A 14,301-nucleotide genomic window follows, 5' to 3' on the forward strand; every position below is an offset into this window, starting at 1 on the left:
AAGCAGCAAGGAGAACGCCGATGATGCGAATCGACAGCCACCAGCATTTCTGGCGCTACACCCCGCAGGATTATCGCTGGATAGGTGATGACATGGCGGTGCTGAAACAGGATTTATTGCCGGAGATATTGCGGCCTGCGTTACAACGTCACGATATTCAGGGCACGGTTCTGGTTCAGGCCTGTTCCTCTGTGCAGGAAACCCGCTGGCTGCTGGAGATCGCAGAGCAAACCGACTTTGTGCATGCCGTGACCGGCTGGGTGGATCTGTCGTCACCCGCGCTGCAACGGGATCTGGAGGCTATTTCGCACCCGATGCTGCGCGGCTTTCGTCATCAGGTTCAGGACGAGTCTTCACCTGCGCAGTGGCTGGAAAATCCGACCATCAATGCGGGTATTCGCCAGATTCAGCGGCAGGACTATGTCTATGAAATTCTGGTGACGCATCGCCATCTGCGCGATGCCGTGCAGTTCGCGGCAAAGCATGACGGGCATTTTCTGGTGCTCGATCACTTCGGCAAGCCGGATCTCAGCCGGGGTGCAGCGTACTGGAAGCAGCAGATTGCACCGCTGGCGGGGTTAAAACACGTCAGTTGCAAGCTCTCGGGGTTGCTGACCGAGCCGCGTCCGGCAGGTATGCCAGCCCGCGATCTGTTGCCGTATTTCGATGCCGCACTGGACGTTTTCGGTGCCGGACGCCTGATGTTTGGTTCCGACTGGCCGGTGTGTTTACTGGCAGACGGGGATGAAAATCCGTGGGATTTATGTGAACAGGCCACGGCCGCACTCAGTTCTGACGAGCAGGCAGCCATTTATGGCGGCAATGCCTGCACGATTTATCGATTACAGCCTTTACCGATTACAGGAAATGACTGATGAATCTGCATCTGCAAAATAAAGTGGTGATGGTCACCGGTGGCGGTTCCGGTATCGGCGCGGCGATTTCGCTGACGCTGGCGGAAGAAGGCGCGGTTCCGGTGATCATCAGCAATACCGAACCGGCCAATGAACTGATGCATAAACTGCAACAGCTTTCGCCACAGGCCAGTTTTGTACTGACTGAACTGCGCGACGAAGCCAGTTGCAAGGCAGCGGTGAATGAGGTGCTTACCCGCTACGGCAGCATCGACGGGCTGGTGAACAATGCCGGTGCCAACGACAGCGTCGGGCTGGATGCCGGTCGCGAAGCCTTTGTGCAATCGCTCGAGCAGAATCTGATCCACTATTACCTGATGGCGCACCTGAGCCTGAACGCCCTGCGCGCCAGCCGGGGAGCTATCGTCAATATCAGCTCGAAAACCGCACTCACCGGACAAGGCAACACCAGCGGTTACGCTTCGGCCAAAGGCGGCATTCTGGCGCTGACCCGCGAATGGGCAGCGGCGCTGCTCGGCGACGGTATCCGCGTGAACGCGGTGATCCCGGCGGAAGTCATGACGCCGCTGTACGAACGCTGGATCAAAAGCTTCGACCATCCCGAAGAAAAGCTGCAACAAATCACTTCGCATATTCCGCTGGGACAGCGTATGACCACGCCGCAGGAAATCGCCAACACCGTGGTGTTCCTGCTCTCTTCCCGCGCCTCGCACACCACCGGCCAGTGGCTGACCGTGGACGGCGGTTATACGCATCTCGACCGGGCCTTAACATGAAACGCCGCTATTGTCAGGCGCTGGATCTGGCGGACGATCCGGTGCTTATCGAAGAATATCAGCGTTATCACCGCGAAATCTGGCCGGAAATTACCGCGCACCTGCGCCGCTATGGCATCGCAGACATGGAAATTTACCGGCTGGGCAACCGCCTGATGATGGTGATGGAAACCACGGAAGATTTTGACAGCGGACTGTTCGAACGCCGCAGTCTGGAGGATCCGAAAGTCTGCGAATGGGAAGCCCTGATGTGGAAGTATCAGCGCCCTACGCCGTGGACGCCCGCCGGTGAAAAGTGGGTGGAAATGGAGAAGATTTTTTCGCTGGCTGATCAGAAATAGCTATACATCTCCCTGCTATGAGGGAGAAACCGTTTTTCACGTTATCTGACATAAAAAATCAGCCACCTGAGCTGAACCCCTACATGCGTCACCAGATACTGAGGAATACAACATGCTCGCCGATAAAACTGCCGCGCCCGCTTATGCGCAGCGCAAAACGACGTCCGGTTTCCGACTGGCGTTCATACTGGTCACCACGCTGTTTTTCCTGTGGGGTTTATCCTACGGGCTGCTGGATGTCCTGAATAAGCATTTCCAGGACGTGTTGCACGTCAATAAAGCCCAGTCCGGTCTGCTACAGGCCGCCTATTTCGGGGCGTATTTTATCATCGCCCTGCCCGCCGGTTTCTTCATGGACAGGTTCGGTTATAAAGCCGGGATCCTGGTGGGTCTGTGTCTGTATGCCCTGGGCGCACTGTTGTTCGTGCCCGCCGCCTCCGCAGGCAGCTTCGGCATGTTCCTGTTCGCATTGTTCGTGATCGCCCTCGGTCTGGGCTGTCTCGAAACCGCCGCTAACCCGTTCGCTACCGTTCTCGGCGATCCGGCCGGAGCCGAACGCCGCCTGAACCTTTCTCAGTCCTTCAACGGTTTAGGTCAGTTCATCGGCCCGATCATCGGTGGTTCACTGTTCTTCTCCGCCACACAAGGCACCACGACGGACGGATTGTCCTCGGTGAAAACCACTTACGTCACCATCGCCGTGTTAGTGCTGCTGATTGCCTTCCTGTTCGGACGCACAAAATTGCCGGACATCCGCGAGCAAAGCGCTCCGGAAGATCACGGTATCGAGAAAGGATTGTGGCAGCACGGCCATTTCACCGGCGGCGTCATCGCACAATTCTTCTACGTCGCGGCACAGGTTGGCGTCGGTGCCTTCTTCATTAACTACACCACCGAACACTGGCACACGCTGTCGAACCAGAACGCGTCGTATCTGCTGTCTGTCGGCATGATCAGCTTTATGGTCGGGCGTTTCTTCAGCACCTGGCTGATGGGCTTTGTCCGCCCGGCCACGCTGCTGGTGGTCTACGCCATCATCAATATTGTGCTGTGCGGCGTGGTGGTGGCCGGTATTGATAACGTCTCGGTGATTGCACTGGTGGCGATTTTCTTCTTTATGTCGATCATGTTCCCGACCATTTTCGCGATGGGCGTCAAGAACATGGGCAAACAAACCAAACGCGCCAGCTCGGTGATGATCATGGCGATTGTCGGTGGCGCGGTGATGCCGTATCTGATGGGCGCAATTGCCGACCACTACAACACCGCCGTTTCTTACGCCCTGCCGATGGTATGTTTCGCCGTGGTGCTGATTTATGCCGTGAAACAGCGGGCGAAAGCGGCGATCTGAGAACGTTGTCATACAAAACAATCTGACTGCTCCCCCTCACCACACAGCCCCTCCTTAATACCCTTCGGGTGTCGGGGAGGGGTTGCAACCCTGCAAACCGCGTCATGAGTTTTAACATTCCTGTCATCCCTGATAGAAAAATCCTGTTTATACTTCATCGCGTATAAAGCTGGTTAATAACGCTGAAGGGTAAAAAAATGTCGATTCGTTCATTGCAGGCACTGTGTTTAACCAGTTTTTTTATTGCGGATGTTCGTGACGGGCTTGGGCCCTTTCTGGGGATCTTTCTGACACAACGCCACTGGCAGCCCGATGATATCGGCTTGCTGATGACCGCTGGCGGCGTGGCAGGGTTGCTGGCAACGCTCCCTGCGGGCTTCATGACTGACGCATCGAAAAACAAGCGGCTGATTCTGGCGCTGCTCTGCGTGCTGATTACCGGCACAACGCTGCTGCTCTGGCTAAGTCAGGCAAACAGCGTGGTGGCGTTTTCGCAGATCGTGAGCGGAATATGTGCTGCGTTTGTCGGTCCGCTGATCACCGGGATCACGCTGGGTCTGACCGGGCAAAAAGGCTTTAGCGGGCAGATGGGTAAAAATGAGGCGTTTAACCATGCCGGGAATTTTATCACCGCGCTGATTGCCGGAGGGATCGCCTGGTACTGGGGCATCGGCGGTATTTTCATTCTCATGACCTGCACGATGTTATTAACGCTCATCGCACTGACGGGCATCCGCCGCAGCGATATAGACGATGATGCCGCGCGAGGGCTGGAGTCTGGCGCATCCGCTCAGGTCCCCGATTTCTCGGTGCTGGCCCAAAATAAACCGCTGCTGATCACCGGTCTGACACTGTTGCTGTTTCATCTGGCCAATGCGGCGCTGTTGCCGATGCTCAGCATGAGAATCGCGGCAGCGCCCGGCTCCGTCAATCCCGGCCTGTACGCTGCCGCAACCGTGATTATTTCTCAGATGGTGATGATCCCGGTAGCAATCTGGACCGCCGCGCGCATCGACAGAGTCGGCTACTGGCGCCTGATTATGCTGGCGCTACTGATCATGCCCGTCCGGGCAGCGCTGGCGGCGAGTTCTGCCGCCCCTTTAATGATGGTGCCGGTGCAAATACTTGATGGTTTCGCGGCTGGCGTACTGGGCGTGGTAGTGCCGAGCTTTATTGTGGTGCTGCTGCGCGGAAACGGTCATGTCAACGCGGGCCAAAGCGTGGTGATGCTGATGCAGGGCGTCGGCGCGGCCATGAGCCCGGCCCTGACGGGTATGATTGCAGGGCATTATTCGTTCGCTACGGCGTTCAGCGTTCTGAGCGTTATCGCCCTGACGGGGCTGCTGATCTGGTGGCGATATGCCCCGTTACTTTCAACACAGTCTTGTATGGAGACAAGCTAAGTCGTCGGTCACGCGGGGCGAAGCAAGCGTAAACATAGCCTGCAGAATCAGGCCAGATTCAAACCGAACAGGCGGCTCAGGGCAATTCTGCCGCTGTCGGTGACGCTCACTTCACGATAACCCTGCGTGCGGGATATCCACGCTTTTTGCAGAAAAAGCGTCATTAATGCCTGCCCCGCATCGCCTCCGAGATGGAAGCGTCTTTCGCTCCAGTCAAGGCAAGGACAGCAAGCCTTGCGGCGCGGGCGCGGATTGAGCACCGCGCCCAGTCGTTGAAAATGGGCTTTCCCGGCCGGAGTCAGCGCGTAACCGTCCGCTTCAAGCCAGTTTTCCTGCAGCAGAAAATCGTAGATTTTTACCGCCAGCTCTCCGGCCAGATGGTCATAACAAGTTCGTGCATAACGCAGAACGACCGGCGTCCGCGACGCAAAAGTTTTGTGGTTATGCATGGAAACCCCCATCAGGTTTTCCAGCAATCCGGCGATATGGTGGCCAGCCAGGCTGTAATACCGGTGGCGCCCCTGCGTCAGGCAAATCACCAGCCCGTTGCTGAGCAGCCGGGTAAGATGACCGCTGGTTGTGGAGGCGGCGATGCCCGCCACCGCACTGAGTTCAGTCGCGGTCCACGCGCGTCCGTCCATCAGGGCACACAAAATACTGACCCTTGACGGGTCAGATATTGCTGAAGCCACCAGTGACATGGATTTTTCAAGAGACTCATCCGGCTCACTGTCGTATTCGGTTTGAAGAAAATTCATGCAGAAGGTATCGCCCATTGTTGAGTGACTTCAGCCGCCCGGATATCGTCATCCGTCAGCAGAATAAGCCGGTTATCGTGGTCGCTGTACTGTACCAGAATGTTAATGCCATTCCGGGCGAGTGTCTGGGCGATTTCGCCCAGCTCGCCCGGCTGTTTCTGGGGTAGTTTTCTTATCAGCGGGCGTGACAGCTTTCTCACGTCAAAGCCAGCATCAGTCAGAACCTGACGGGCTTTTTCACCGTCTTCTATCAGGAAATGCGCATGCCCCGCTTCTGCCGTGGAAAATACGCCGCCGCCCTCCAGCCCCACACCGTTCATGCCCAGAATACGGCCAAGGGAGGCCAGCGAACCGGGTGAATGGTCGAGGATCACGTGAATGTCATACATGCTGATGCGCTCCTTTACCGGAAGACTTGTCGGAAGAATAGTCACGAAATACACGGGCAACGCGTATTCTGTAGAATGAAAAAATCGACTGTTTACCCTCTTTCTGCGCGGCCAGATGCATCAGATTCTGTTTCCACCCTGCCACCGACTCTTCATCTTCCCACCATGATAATGAAAGGATTTTTCCGGGCGTGGTCAGGCTCTGGAATCTCTCAATGGAAATAAATCCCGGCGTGTCCGATAACAATGGTTTCAGTTCTGCCGCCAGTTCAAGGTACCGCTCACGCGCTTCGGGTACTGCATCTGCCTCAAAAAGTACTGCGATCATCGTTCTGCTCCCTCATGAATTTCGTTCAGCTTATTACCGGCAAAAATCAGATGCTTCGGTCAACACCGAAGTGTGTCTGTTCCCTGCGGGCAGGAACGGCATCCGGGGAGGCATGATCATGAATTTGTCTCATGTTCAGTGAATTTAAATCACTTTTTTTCACTCAATGACTCAGGCATAAAAGAGTCATCGCGATTCACTCTTAAAAATACGAAAACGACTGAAATAACGTAGATTTTTCAGCAGCCGGGACACCTGATAACAATGAATAAAAAACTGACATTTACCCTTAAAAGCATCCGTTTCGACGAGAATTATAACCCCTCGGAAAATACGCGTATTACCACCAATTTTGCCAATCTGGCAAGGGGTGAAAAACGCCAGGAAAACCTGCGCAACACCTTAGTGATGATCGATAATCGCTTCAATTCCCTGGCGAACTGGGATAATCCTAATAAAGACCGGTATTGTGTCGAACTCGATATTATTACTGCTCAGTTGAATATTGATGCTGAAGGCAAGGCCGACAGCTTCCCGGTGATTGAAATACTGAAAACAACTATCGTTGATAAAAAAACCCACCAACGCATTGCAGGCATTTTAGGAAATAACTTTTCCTCCTATGTGCGTGATTATGACTTTAGCGTTTTACTGCCAGAGCATAATAAGGATCAACCTGAATTTAGCCTGCCGGATAATTTTGGCGAATTACATGGGAATATATTCAAACAATTTTTAAAATCAGAGACTTACAAAGATAATTTTACTAAAACACCGGTTATCTGCCTGAGTGTTTCAAGTAAAAACACTTACTATCGCACGGGAAATAAACACCCTGTATTAGGCGTTGAATATCAGCAGGATGAACTCTCCCTGACTGATGAATATTTCGCAAAAATGGGATTACGGGCGCGGTATTTTATGCCTGAAAACAGCGTTGCGCCTCTGGCATTTTATTTTTCTGGCGATTTGCTCAGTGATTACACTAATCTTGAGCTTATCAGCACCATCAGCACGATGGAGACTTTTCAGAAGATTTATCGCCCTGAGATTTACAATGCTAATTCTGCGGCAGGATTGCAATATCAACCCAGCCTGAATTACCAGGATTATTCTTTAACCCGTATTGTTTATGACCGGGAAGAACGTAGCCATCTGGCTATTGAGCAGGGGAAGTTTACTGAAGAATGCTTCATCAAACCTTACCAAACTGTTCTTGAACAATGGTCTGCCCATTCCGCTCTCTGATTAACCATAAAAAATATAAGGTCACCTGTGTATGAAAAAATTATTACCGACATCGACTGCGGGCAGTTTGCCTAAACCTTCGTGGCTGGCACAACCTGAGGTGCTCTGGTCCCCGTGGAAATTGCAAGATCAGGAATTAATTGACGGCAAAAAAGATGCCCTGCGTTTGTGTCTGGAAGATCAACAGCAGGCTGGTATCGATATTGTCAGTGACGGCGAGCAAACGCGTCAGCATTTTGTCACAACCTTTATTGAGCATCTCGAGGGCGTTGATTTCGAGAAACGTGAGACGGTTAAGATCCGTAATCGCTATGAAGCGAGTGTGCCGACAGTTGTTGGCCCGGTGAGTCGCAAAAAGGCCGTTTTTGTTGAAGATGCGAAGTTTTTGCGCCAGCAAACCACACAACCGATCAAATGGGCTCTTCCGGGGCCGATGACGATGATCGATACGCTTTATGACAACCACTATAAAAGTCGCGAGAAACTCGCCTGGGAATTTGCCAAAATTCTCAATGAAGAAGCCAAAGAATTAGAGGCTGCTGGCGTCGATATCATCCAGTTTGACGAACCGGCCTTTAACGTGTTCTTTGATGAAGTGAATGACTGGGGCATTGCCACGTTAGAAAGAGCCATCGAAGGGCTGAAATGTGAAACGGCTGTGCACATTTGCTACGGCTATGGCATCAAAGCCAATACCGACTGGAAAAAAACGCTGGGCACAGAGTGGAGACAATACGAAGAGATTTTCCCCAAACTGCAAAAATCTAATATCGATATCATTTCACTGGAATGTCATCACTCGCATGTTCCGATGGAACTGATGGAGCTTATCCGCGGTAAAAAGGTGATGGTGGGTGCCATAGACGTGGCGACCAATACCATTGAAACCCCGGAAGAAGTCGCCGCAACGCTGCGTAAAGCGCTGCAGTTTGTAGACGCCGATAAACTCTATCCTTGCACCAACTGCGGCATGATTCCTTTACCCCGTAGCGTCGCCAGAGGCAAGCTGGATGCATTAAGTGCAGGCGCAGAAATTGTCCGCAAAGAACTGCTGGCTAAATAACGTCGCCAAATAGCCGATCACTTAAAAAGAATTTTGTCTGGGTTGCGCGATCATTTCGATCGCCAACTATCCGGAAACCCGCCTGAGGTGTAAGCAGCCCCGTTTTACGCCTGTTTGTTGTTTTGCCCGTGCGCTTTTTTACCCCTGTCACGGACGAAACTATTCCGATAAATCGCGTAGCCGCGTTATGCCTTATAAGGCTGCGCGGCAATATCAATATCGATGTTAATCGTGTCACCGACCAACGACAGCAGACTGTCCATCGCGAAAGCAGAGCGGGAAATCGCCGTGTGTGCGTGCAGAATCAGGGACTTCGCGCTGGCGTCATTCATAACAGCATCCAGCACAACCGGTCTTTGGATATTTTTGATAGTCAGCATGCCAAAAATCTTAAATTGCCCATTTCCCGACTGCGTGACTTTTTGACTGGTGAACGTGACCCAGGGATAACGGTTTTCATCAAAGAACATACTGCTCTTTAACTGATGCGTCAGCAGCAGGTTCGAAGCCTCCAGCGAGGAAACCGGAATTCTGACATCTATATGATTCTGCATGTTTTGCTGATGATCTAAAAAAGCATCGCCGGATACCTGCGATAAATTCGCCTGCGAGGGATGTGTGCTGAGCATGACCCACGACAACGTAATGGTTGTGCGATCTGCGTTGATAACATAATGCTCCGGGGTGCCGGAGAAAGACAAAGATGCATAACTCATTGATAAAATAAATAAAAACACTCGCAGCATGAGGGGTTCTCCAGAGGTTGACTCTGAGTAAACGTTTCAGCTGTTGTTTCTATTCGGTTGAAATCAGTATTAAGGCAAAAGCAGTGATGCACTGAGCATATCCTGCCCCGCCCCCATCAAATCCGAACGGAGCGCTTCCACCACTTCAGGGTCGAGCCCACCGCGCGCTGCGGTCTCCTGCATTATGATGAGGCTTTTTTCCGGCGAATATGCCGGTTTGTAACAACGGGCTTCACGCAGCGCGGCATAGCAGTCGGCGACCGAAATAATGCGCGGCCCGAGATCGAGCTGTGCACCGCGCAGATGGAAGGGATATCCCTTGCCGTCCGGCCGTTCATGATGAAAGCTGGCCATCCGGGCGATGTCCTGCATGCCGGCAATCCGCGAAAGAATTTTCCAGGTGAACTGCGGGTGTATATGGATCTGGCGGCGTTCGAAATCCGTCAGAGGCTGCGCTTTGGTGAGCAAGGCGGCGGGGACAACCAGTTTACCTAAATCATGCAGCAAACCGGCGACGCGGATCCGCGCGACACCTTTTTTAGAAAACCCGTACATTTGCGCAAGCCTGGCGGCGATACCTGCCACCACAACAGAATGTTGTGCGGCTGAACGGCAATGCAGGTCAATGACGACAGCCAGCAGGGCAGACAGTTGCGTCATTTCCTTGTCACTTAACACACGGTCAGCAAAGGGTGAAAAGGACGCGGCTGTACTGATAAGCGTGGCGGAGGCGAATTCCGTCCAGAATTCCTTTTCCAGTCCAAGCTCGCGTAACGCCAGCATGTCGTCGAGCAGGTAACGGGATCCGATGGAATCACACAGGGTTTCGACCGCGCGCACCGGATAATGACCGCGTGGAAATTCATGCAATGCCAGTAAATCCAGATTATCGGCCAGATCCAGCAGGCGGTTTTCTGAATGCTGCCGGCCTCTTGCGACGATCAGACCCGCGCTGTCGGCCAGTAACGGGATATCCGCAAGTTGGCTGGCGCAATCGTGCGGAGCATGTGCCCCCCTGCTGATATCACGTAAAAGTGCAGCAATGAACAACCGCTTTTGTGCCAACAGACTGAACTGGCGCTGACGGGCAATATTCATCACGATATAAGCACGCCGCACACCACGATGTCCGTTTTCAGGGCTTAACAAGTCCAGCGCAGAAGAAAATCCGATAAGAAAATCCGTAAAGGTAACGTCCACGTAACCACTCCCACTCATTCAACAATGCGAGAAGGAAACCGGATTTCGGGATGACAGACAATTTAATTGCCCAAAGTGGGTATATATAGGTTTTTATTCCTTAATGGTATCTTTAACAGATATAATAATTGGCTTTTTTCCCTATACTGGCTGAAGTTTTTACCTATACCTTTCACAGATTCTGATCGCGGAATGTAGACTGTATAATATTAATCTTAGCGGTGTGTAAATCCGAACGGGTTTGATGTGGCTTTACTTATTACTGTCAGGATCAGATGAAGTATCTCATTGATAACGAAATAGAATTCAACTCAGACGATGGTACATTGCACTATCCTGCCAGCCAGGACGTGATCAAACTGACACTCCCGGCCGCACGGTTGCTGGAAGAATTTCTTTCATCTGAAGGGCGTGATCTGACGCGGGAATATCTGCTGGAAACAGTCTGGGACAAGCACGGCCTGCATGCTTCCGGCAATAATCTTAACCAGTACGTCAGTATTGTCCGCCGCAATCTGGCGCTGTTTGAATGCCACGAACTCATTATTACCCTCCCCAAAGTCGGTTTTAAACTGAATCCGGCGGTCAGTGTGCAACGCCTTGAAGCGCCACCGCCTGCCGGGCAGGCACCGGCCTCCCCGCCTCCGCTCAGGGTGCAAACACCCGATTCAGTTTCTGCTCCGGTTAAACCTGCACGGCGTGCTCTTTTTATTCTGCTCTGCCTGCTGGTTCTGGTTAGCCTGTCTTTCGGCGCGTGGAAATACGACGACGCCACCAACGGAATGACCGAAATAAAACAGCCCGACACCGGCTGCGATATTATTTTCCTTAAAGATATTTCGGACGATGCCAAAACTGCGGTGCTGGAACGGGTCAGTCACACACTAAAAACCAATAATCTGACGTGCAACAAAACCAACGTGCTCATTTATAACAGTGAATTATCCTATTCATCTCAAAACAACGCCCGAACACTGCTGTCCTTATGCACTCTTGGTAATAATAATGAGATTATTTCGTGTGATAACTTCTATCACTATAAGTGGATCAAACCATGATCATGTTTAAAAAGAAGTGGTTCTATGCCACCGTCGCAACTGTTTGCGTCATCGCAGCAACCGTTCTTTATTTATGGCCATCCAAAGATATTCCTACCTTAAAATGTAAAGCCTTCGGTAAAGTGAATATGGATATTGAGCAGGGGCAACTGGTTTTTTCTATTGTTGAAAGCCTGCAATTTTACGATAAAGACAAAGGTATTATTCAGTACGAAGGCTATGTAAAGTCGGCCAAAGCCAGTACCTATCTTGAGCGTACCGTCTATCTCAGTCATGGTGTCAAAGTGGATAATAAAACCTATCATTTCACCATTGACAAAGTGACGCCGTCACCTTTGGATAACACGCCAGATGCTGATTTCGACCAGATGTGGCTGGAAAACACGGGCGATAATGCCTCACTCAACATTGGTGTTAAGAAGATACGGGACCAGGCGTATGTAGTAAGCAGTACCTATTCCCCGCAATTTGTTTGTGTCGCGTACTGAACACGCCCGCATTCTTCAGGTTATTCATCTTTAATAAAATTAAAATTAAGAATAAAAACCTATTTATGTTGCAATCTGACATATAAATTGATGACGATGGCCGGAAGAGTGTTTTATAGCCACTCACTGACGGGTATCCGTCTGGCGGCAGAGTGGCAAAGACTGCTCAGCGCCGATCACTTAAAAAATAGGTAAACAAATGCGTACTAACACAATCAAACTGACTGTCGCTGGCAGTGCCATTGCGGTATTTATGGCTTTCTCTGGCCAGACTCAGGCTGTTGAACTGGGTGCAAAAGCGGGCACAAATTTCACTGAACTGAACGCCGGTATGGGCCGTCAGACATCCGGTCTTTATGTCGAGGGTAACTGGGCGAAGAATACTCAAAATGGCCGCCAGATTGGTGGCGTGAGCACCGGTTTTAATATTCCGGCAGGCCCGGCAATGATTAATCTCGGCGCGAAAGCGCTTTATATGCAGGGTTCTACTTCTGATAATGAAGGCGTGGCATTTCCCGTCGGCGGCGGTATTACCGTCCCCTTCACCGACAGTCTGGCATTTTATGCAGAGGGTTATGCAGCACCTGATGCATTAAGCAATCGTGTAAAATCTTATTCCGAAGCCGATGCCGGATTTAGCTGGATCCCGGTCGCACCATTAAAAGTAAAAGCCGGTTACCGCTATGTTGGCCTTGACGGCACTGCGGGAAATCCTAATGAACGCATTATTGATGGTGCGTATTTAGGCGCAGAGATGGATTTCTGATTTAACGTTTAATGTGCTGCAAAGAGTGCACATTGCATTGACCCGGAATGTGCACTCTCCTGTTATTTTTCAGGGCTGAAAAAATAAATCCGTTATTGTTTCACCAGTACCGGCTGTTCACGATATTCCGCCGGGAAATACTGCTTCAAATCTTTAATCTTCGGCAGATCGTTCACCACAATATACGGATAGTCCGGGTTATCGTTTAAAAAGTTCTGGTGATAAGCCTCAGCCGGATAAAAGTGCGCATTGCTTTCAACTTTGGTGACCAGCGGTTCGCTGTAACTGTGGCTGGCATTAAGCTGGGCGATGTACGCGTTCGCCACTTCCGCCTGCGCAGCGTTCATAGGAAAGACTGCTGACCGGTACTGACTGCCGGTATCCGGCCCCTGACGGTTTAACTCTGTCGGGTTATGCCCTACCGAGAAGAAGATGTGCAACAGTTCGCCATACGTTACTTGTGTCGGGTCGAAGGTCACTTTCACCGATTCCGCATGACCGGTCTCGCCGGTACTGACCTGCTCGTAACTGGCCGTTTGCGCCACACCGCCAGCATAACCGGACACCGCGCTGGTCACGCCTTTTACATGCTGAAACACCCCCTGAATCCCCCAGAAACAGCCACCGGCAAACAGCGCGGTTTCGCTGTGTGCAGTGCCTGCTGGCTCATCTTTTGCCGGTGCCGGGATCACGACCGCCGGTTCAGCGCCCCCGCCCCATGACCAGGCATTATTTTCGAACACGAACGCAGACGCCAGCATCAGCCCGGCGATCAGGCTGTAGTGGCGAAAGTTACGCCGGTTTTTCGATGCAATTTTCATAGTCAATTTCCTGACAGATTAAGCTTGAGGGGTGAACGTCATGGCCAGCCCGTTCATGCAATAACGCAGACCGGTCGGCTGCGGACCGTCATCAAACACATGTCCCAGATGGCCGCCACACCGGCGGCAATGCACTTCATCGCGCACCATACCCAGCGAGGTGTCCCGGCTGGTTTGCGCCGCATCGGCAAGAGGTTGCCAGAAACTCGGCCAGCCGGTATGGCTGTCGAATTTGGTCGCTGAAGAGAAAAGAGCAAGGTTGCAGCCTGCGCAGGCAAACTCGCCCGCACGATGTTCGTTGTTTAACGGACTGGAATAAGGACGTTCGGTGCCTGCTTCGCGCAAAATACGGTACTGATCATCGCTGAGGCGCTGATGCCACTGGGCATCCGTCAGCATGATTTCGAATTTCGCAGGTTTTACCTGCGCGCCGGCATTGCGGGAAAACAGTGACGGGACCAGCCCCATCATGGCCGCGGCAGATACCGCGCCACTGCCCAGCAGGAAATTACGTCTGTTAATCATTTTTGCCACCGATCCGGTTGCTGTCGATGGCATCAGATTACAAGGGGAGGGATTACGGAATCCTCGCGGAGAGTTAACGGTTTTGTGATAAATGGGGGGATTGTTTTAACTCCCTCCCCTGCGAAGGGGAGGGTTGGGGTGGGGTATTAAGGTCAAAAACTAAGG

General features: G+C 51.9%; 17 protein-coding genes. 10 read left to right on the forward strand and 7 right to left on the reverse strand.

Features of this window, described 5'->3' with window-relative positions; all coding sequences use genetic code 11:
- Positions 1-20: 20 nt before the first annotated feature.
- The 5 genes from GW591_RS17605 to GW591_RS17625 all read left to right on the forward strand — a co-directional run bounded on the left by GW591_RS17605 (position 21) and on the right by GW591_RS17625 (position 4,746).
- A complete protein-coding gene (locus GW591_RS17605; protein WP_131637325.1) occupies positions 21-875 on the forward strand; it encodes an amidohydrolase family protein in 855 nt (284 codons plus the stop codon).
- On the forward strand, positions 875-1,651 hold the full coding sequence (locus GW591_RS17610) for an L-fucose dehydrogenase (RefSeq protein ID WP_166861150.1): 777 nt from the start codon (positions 875-877) through the stop codon (positions 1,649-1,651). Before GW591_RS17605 ends, GW591_RS17610 begins: the two co-directional genes overlap by 1 nt.
- A complete protein-coding gene (locus tag GW591_RS17615) occupies positions 1,648-1,992 on the forward strand; it encodes an L-rhamnose mutarotase (RefSeq protein ID WP_013577878.1) in 345 nt (114 codons plus the stop codon). Before GW591_RS17610 ends, GW591_RS17615 begins: the two co-directional genes overlap by 4 nt.
- Before the next feature lie 112 nt (positions 1,993-2,104).
- Entirely contained in the window at positions 2,105-3,343 is a 1,239-nt protein-coding gene (gene fucP, locus GW591_RS17620; protein WP_014416553.1) for an L-fucose:H+ symporter permease, read from the forward strand.
- Between the two features lie 197 nt (positions 3,344-3,540).
- Positions 3,541-4,746: an MFS transporter gene (locus tag GW591_RS17625; protein ID WP_014416554.1), complete on the forward strand. Its 1,206-nt coding sequence runs from the start codon at positions 3,541-3,543 to the stop codon at positions 4,744-4,746.
- 47 nt (positions 4,747-4,793) lie between these two features.
- Here the strand turns inward: GW591_RS17625 and GW591_RS17630 are convergent, their stop codons facing one another.
- Genes GW591_RS17630 through GW591_RS17640 form a run of 3 tightly spaced genes read right to left on the reverse strand, consistent with a single transcriptional unit; the run spans position 4,794 to position 6,221 of the window.
- Positions 4,794-5,504 carry an ArsR/SmtB family transcription factor gene (locus GW591_RS17630; RefSeq protein ID WP_014416555.1) on the reverse strand — a complete coding sequence of 237 codons (711 nt, stop codon included), beginning with the start codon at positions 5,502-5,504 and terminating at the stop codon, positions 4,794-4,796.
- Positions 5,501-5,893, reverse strand: coding sequence for an amino acid-binding protein (locus GW591_RS17635; RefSeq protein WP_013577882.1), 393 nt, complete (start codon positions 5,891-5,893; stop codon positions 5,501-5,503). The genes GW591_RS17630 and GW591_RS17635 overlap by 4 nt, the downstream gene beginning before the upstream one ends.
- Complete coding sequence (locus GW591_RS17640) at positions 5,886-6,221, reverse strand: antibiotic biosynthesis monooxygenase family protein (RefSeq protein ID WP_013577883.1); 336 nt, start codon at positions 6,219-6,221, stop codon at positions 5,886-5,888. The genes GW591_RS17635 and GW591_RS17640 overlap by 8 nt, the downstream gene beginning before the upstream one ends.
- A gap of 264 nt (positions 6,222-6,485) precedes the next feature.
- On the opposite strand from GW591_RS17640, the gene GW591_RS17645 reads away from it, so the two are divergent.
- Both GW591_RS17645 and GW591_RS17650 read left to right on the forward strand, forming a co-directional pair.
- Positions 6,486-7,469 carry a DUF1852 domain-containing protein gene (locus GW591_RS17645; protein WP_112151513.1) on the forward strand — a complete coding sequence of 328 codons (984 nt, stop codon included), beginning with the start codon at positions 6,486-6,488 and terminating at the stop codon, positions 7,467-7,469.
- Between the two features lie 31 nt (positions 7,470-7,500).
- A complete protein-coding gene (locus GW591_RS17650) occupies positions 7,501-8,532 on the forward strand; it encodes a methionine synthase (RefSeq protein ID WP_037033118.1) in 1,032 nt (343 codons plus the stop codon).
- Positions 8,533-8,717: 185 nt separating this feature from the next.
- On the opposite strand, the gene GW591_RS17655 is transcribed toward GW591_RS17650, so the two are convergent.
- Positions 8,718-9,278: a YceI family protein gene (locus GW591_RS17655; protein WP_013577886.1), complete on the reverse strand. Its 561-nt coding sequence runs from the start codon at positions 9,276-9,278 to the stop codon at positions 8,718-8,720.
- Between the two features lie 69 nt (positions 9,279-9,347).
- Positions 9,348-10,478 (reverse strand): HD-GYP domain-containing protein, encoded by a 1,131-nt coding sequence (locus tag GW591_RS17660; RefSeq protein WP_119262403.1) that lies wholly within the window; start codon positions 10,476-10,478, stop codon positions 9,348-9,350.
- 275 nt (positions 10,479-10,753) lie between these two features.
- Between GW591_RS17660 and GW591_RS17665 the strand changes: the two genes are divergently transcribed.
- From GW591_RS17665 to GW591_RS17675, 3 genes are all read left to right on the forward strand, one after another.
- Positions 10,754-11,536, forward strand: coding sequence for a winged helix-turn-helix domain-containing protein (locus GW591_RS17665; protein ID WP_112197584.1), 783 nt, complete (start codon positions 10,754-10,756; stop codon positions 11,534-11,536).
- Positions 11,533-12,024, forward strand: coding sequence for a FidL-like protein (locus GW591_RS17670; RefSeq protein WP_166861152.1), 492 nt, complete (start codon positions 11,533-11,535; stop codon positions 12,022-12,024). Before GW591_RS17665 ends, GW591_RS17670 begins: the two co-directional genes overlap by 4 nt.
- A 199-nt stretch (positions 12,025-12,223) precedes the next feature.
- Positions 12,224-12,790: a YfaZ family outer membrane protein gene (locus GW591_RS17675; RefSeq protein ID WP_013577890.1), complete on the forward strand. Its 567-nt coding sequence runs from the start codon at positions 12,224-12,226 to the stop codon at positions 12,788-12,790.
- 92 nt (positions 12,791-12,882) lie between these two features.
- On the opposite strand, the gene msrA is transcribed toward GW591_RS17675, so the two are convergent.
- The gene (gene msrA, locus GW591_RS17680; RefSeq protein WP_013577891.1) at positions 12,883-13,611 is read right to left on the reverse strand and encodes a peptide-methionine (S)-S-oxide reductase MsrA; all 729 of its coding nucleotides are present in this window, start codon (positions 13,609-13,611) and stop codon (positions 12,883-12,885) included.
- Positions 13,612-13,629: 18 nt separating this feature from the next.
- Positions 13,630-14,136 carry a peptide-methionine (R)-S-oxide reductase MsrB gene (msrB, locus tag GW591_RS17685; RefSeq protein WP_013577892.1) on the reverse strand — a complete coding sequence of 169 codons (507 nt, stop codon included), beginning with the start codon at positions 14,134-14,136 and terminating at the stop codon, positions 13,630-13,632.
- Positions 14,137-14,301: the final 165 nt, after the last annotated feature.

Origin of the sequence: Rahnella aceris (genome assembly GCF_011684115.1) — a bacterium.
In the GTDB taxonomy this organism is placed as follows: Bacteria; Pseudomonadota; Gammaproteobacteria; order Enterobacterales; family Enterobacteriaceae; genus Rahnella; species Rahnella aceris.

What these genes read in the sequence shown, in the direction of transcription:
- GW591_RS17605 (WP_131637325.1), top strand. Translation starts at nt 21, where the DNA reads ATGATGCGAATCGACAGCCACCAGCATTTCTGGCGCTACACCCCGCAG.
- fucP (WP_014416553.1), top strand. Translation starts at nt 2,105, where the DNA reads ATGCTCGCCGATAAAACTGCCGCGCCCGCTTATGCGCAGCGCAAAACG.
- GW591_RS17630 (WP_014416555.1), bottom strand. Translation starts at nt 5,504, where the DNA reads ATGAATTTTCTTCAAACCGAATACGACAGTGAGCCGGATGAGTCTCTT.
- GW591_RS17615 (WP_013577878.1), top strand. Translation starts at nt 1,648, where the DNA reads ATGAAACGCCGCTATTGTCAGGCGCTGGATCTGGCGGACGATCCGGTG.
- GW591_RS17650 (WP_037033118.1), top strand. Translation starts at nt 7,501, where the DNA reads ATGAAAAAATTATTACCGACATCGACTGCGGGCAGTTTGCCTAAACCT.
- GW591_RS17645 (WP_112151513.1), top strand. Translation starts at nt 6,486, where the DNA reads ATGAATAAAAAACTGACATTTACCCTTAAAAGCATCCGTTTCGACGAG.
- GW591_RS17625 (WP_014416554.1), top strand. Translation starts at nt 3,541, where the DNA reads ATGTCGATTCGTTCATTGCAGGCACTGTGTTTAACCAGTTTTTTTATT.
- msrA (WP_013577891.1), bottom strand. Translation starts at nt 13,611, where the DNA reads ATGAAAATTGCATCGAAAAACCGGCGTAACTTTCGCCACTACAGCCTG.
- GW591_RS17670 (WP_166861152.1), top strand. Translation starts at nt 11,533, where the DNA reads ATGATCATGTTTAAAAAGAAGTGGTTCTATGCCACCGTCGCAACTGTT.
- GW591_RS17635 (WP_013577882.1), bottom strand. Translation starts at nt 5,893, where the DNA reads ATGTATGACATTCACGTGATCCTCGACCATTCACCCGGTTCGCTGGCC.
- GW591_RS17655 (WP_013577886.1), bottom strand. Translation starts at nt 9,278, where the DNA reads ATGCTGCGAGTGTTTTTATTTATTTTATCAATGAGTTATGCATCTTTG.
- GW591_RS17610 (WP_166861150.1), top strand. Translation starts at nt 875, where the DNA reads ATGAATCTGCATCTGCAAAATAAAGTGGTGATGGTCACCGGTGGCGGT.
- GW591_RS17640 (WP_013577883.1), bottom strand. Translation starts at nt 6,221, where the DNA reads ATGATCGCAGTACTTTTTGAGGCAGATGCAGTACCCGAAGCGCGTGAG.
- GW591_RS17675 (WP_013577890.1), top strand. Translation starts at nt 12,224, where the DNA reads ATGCGTACTAACACAATCAAACTGACTGTCGCTGGCAGTGCCATTGCG.
- GW591_RS17665 (WP_112197584.1), top strand. Translation starts at nt 10,754, where the DNA reads ATGAAGTATCTCATTGATAACGAAATAGAATTCAACTCAGACGATGGT.
- msrB (WP_013577892.1), bottom strand. Translation starts at nt 14,136, where the DNA reads ATGATTAACAGACGTAATTTCCTGCTGGGCAGTGGCGCGGTATCTGCC.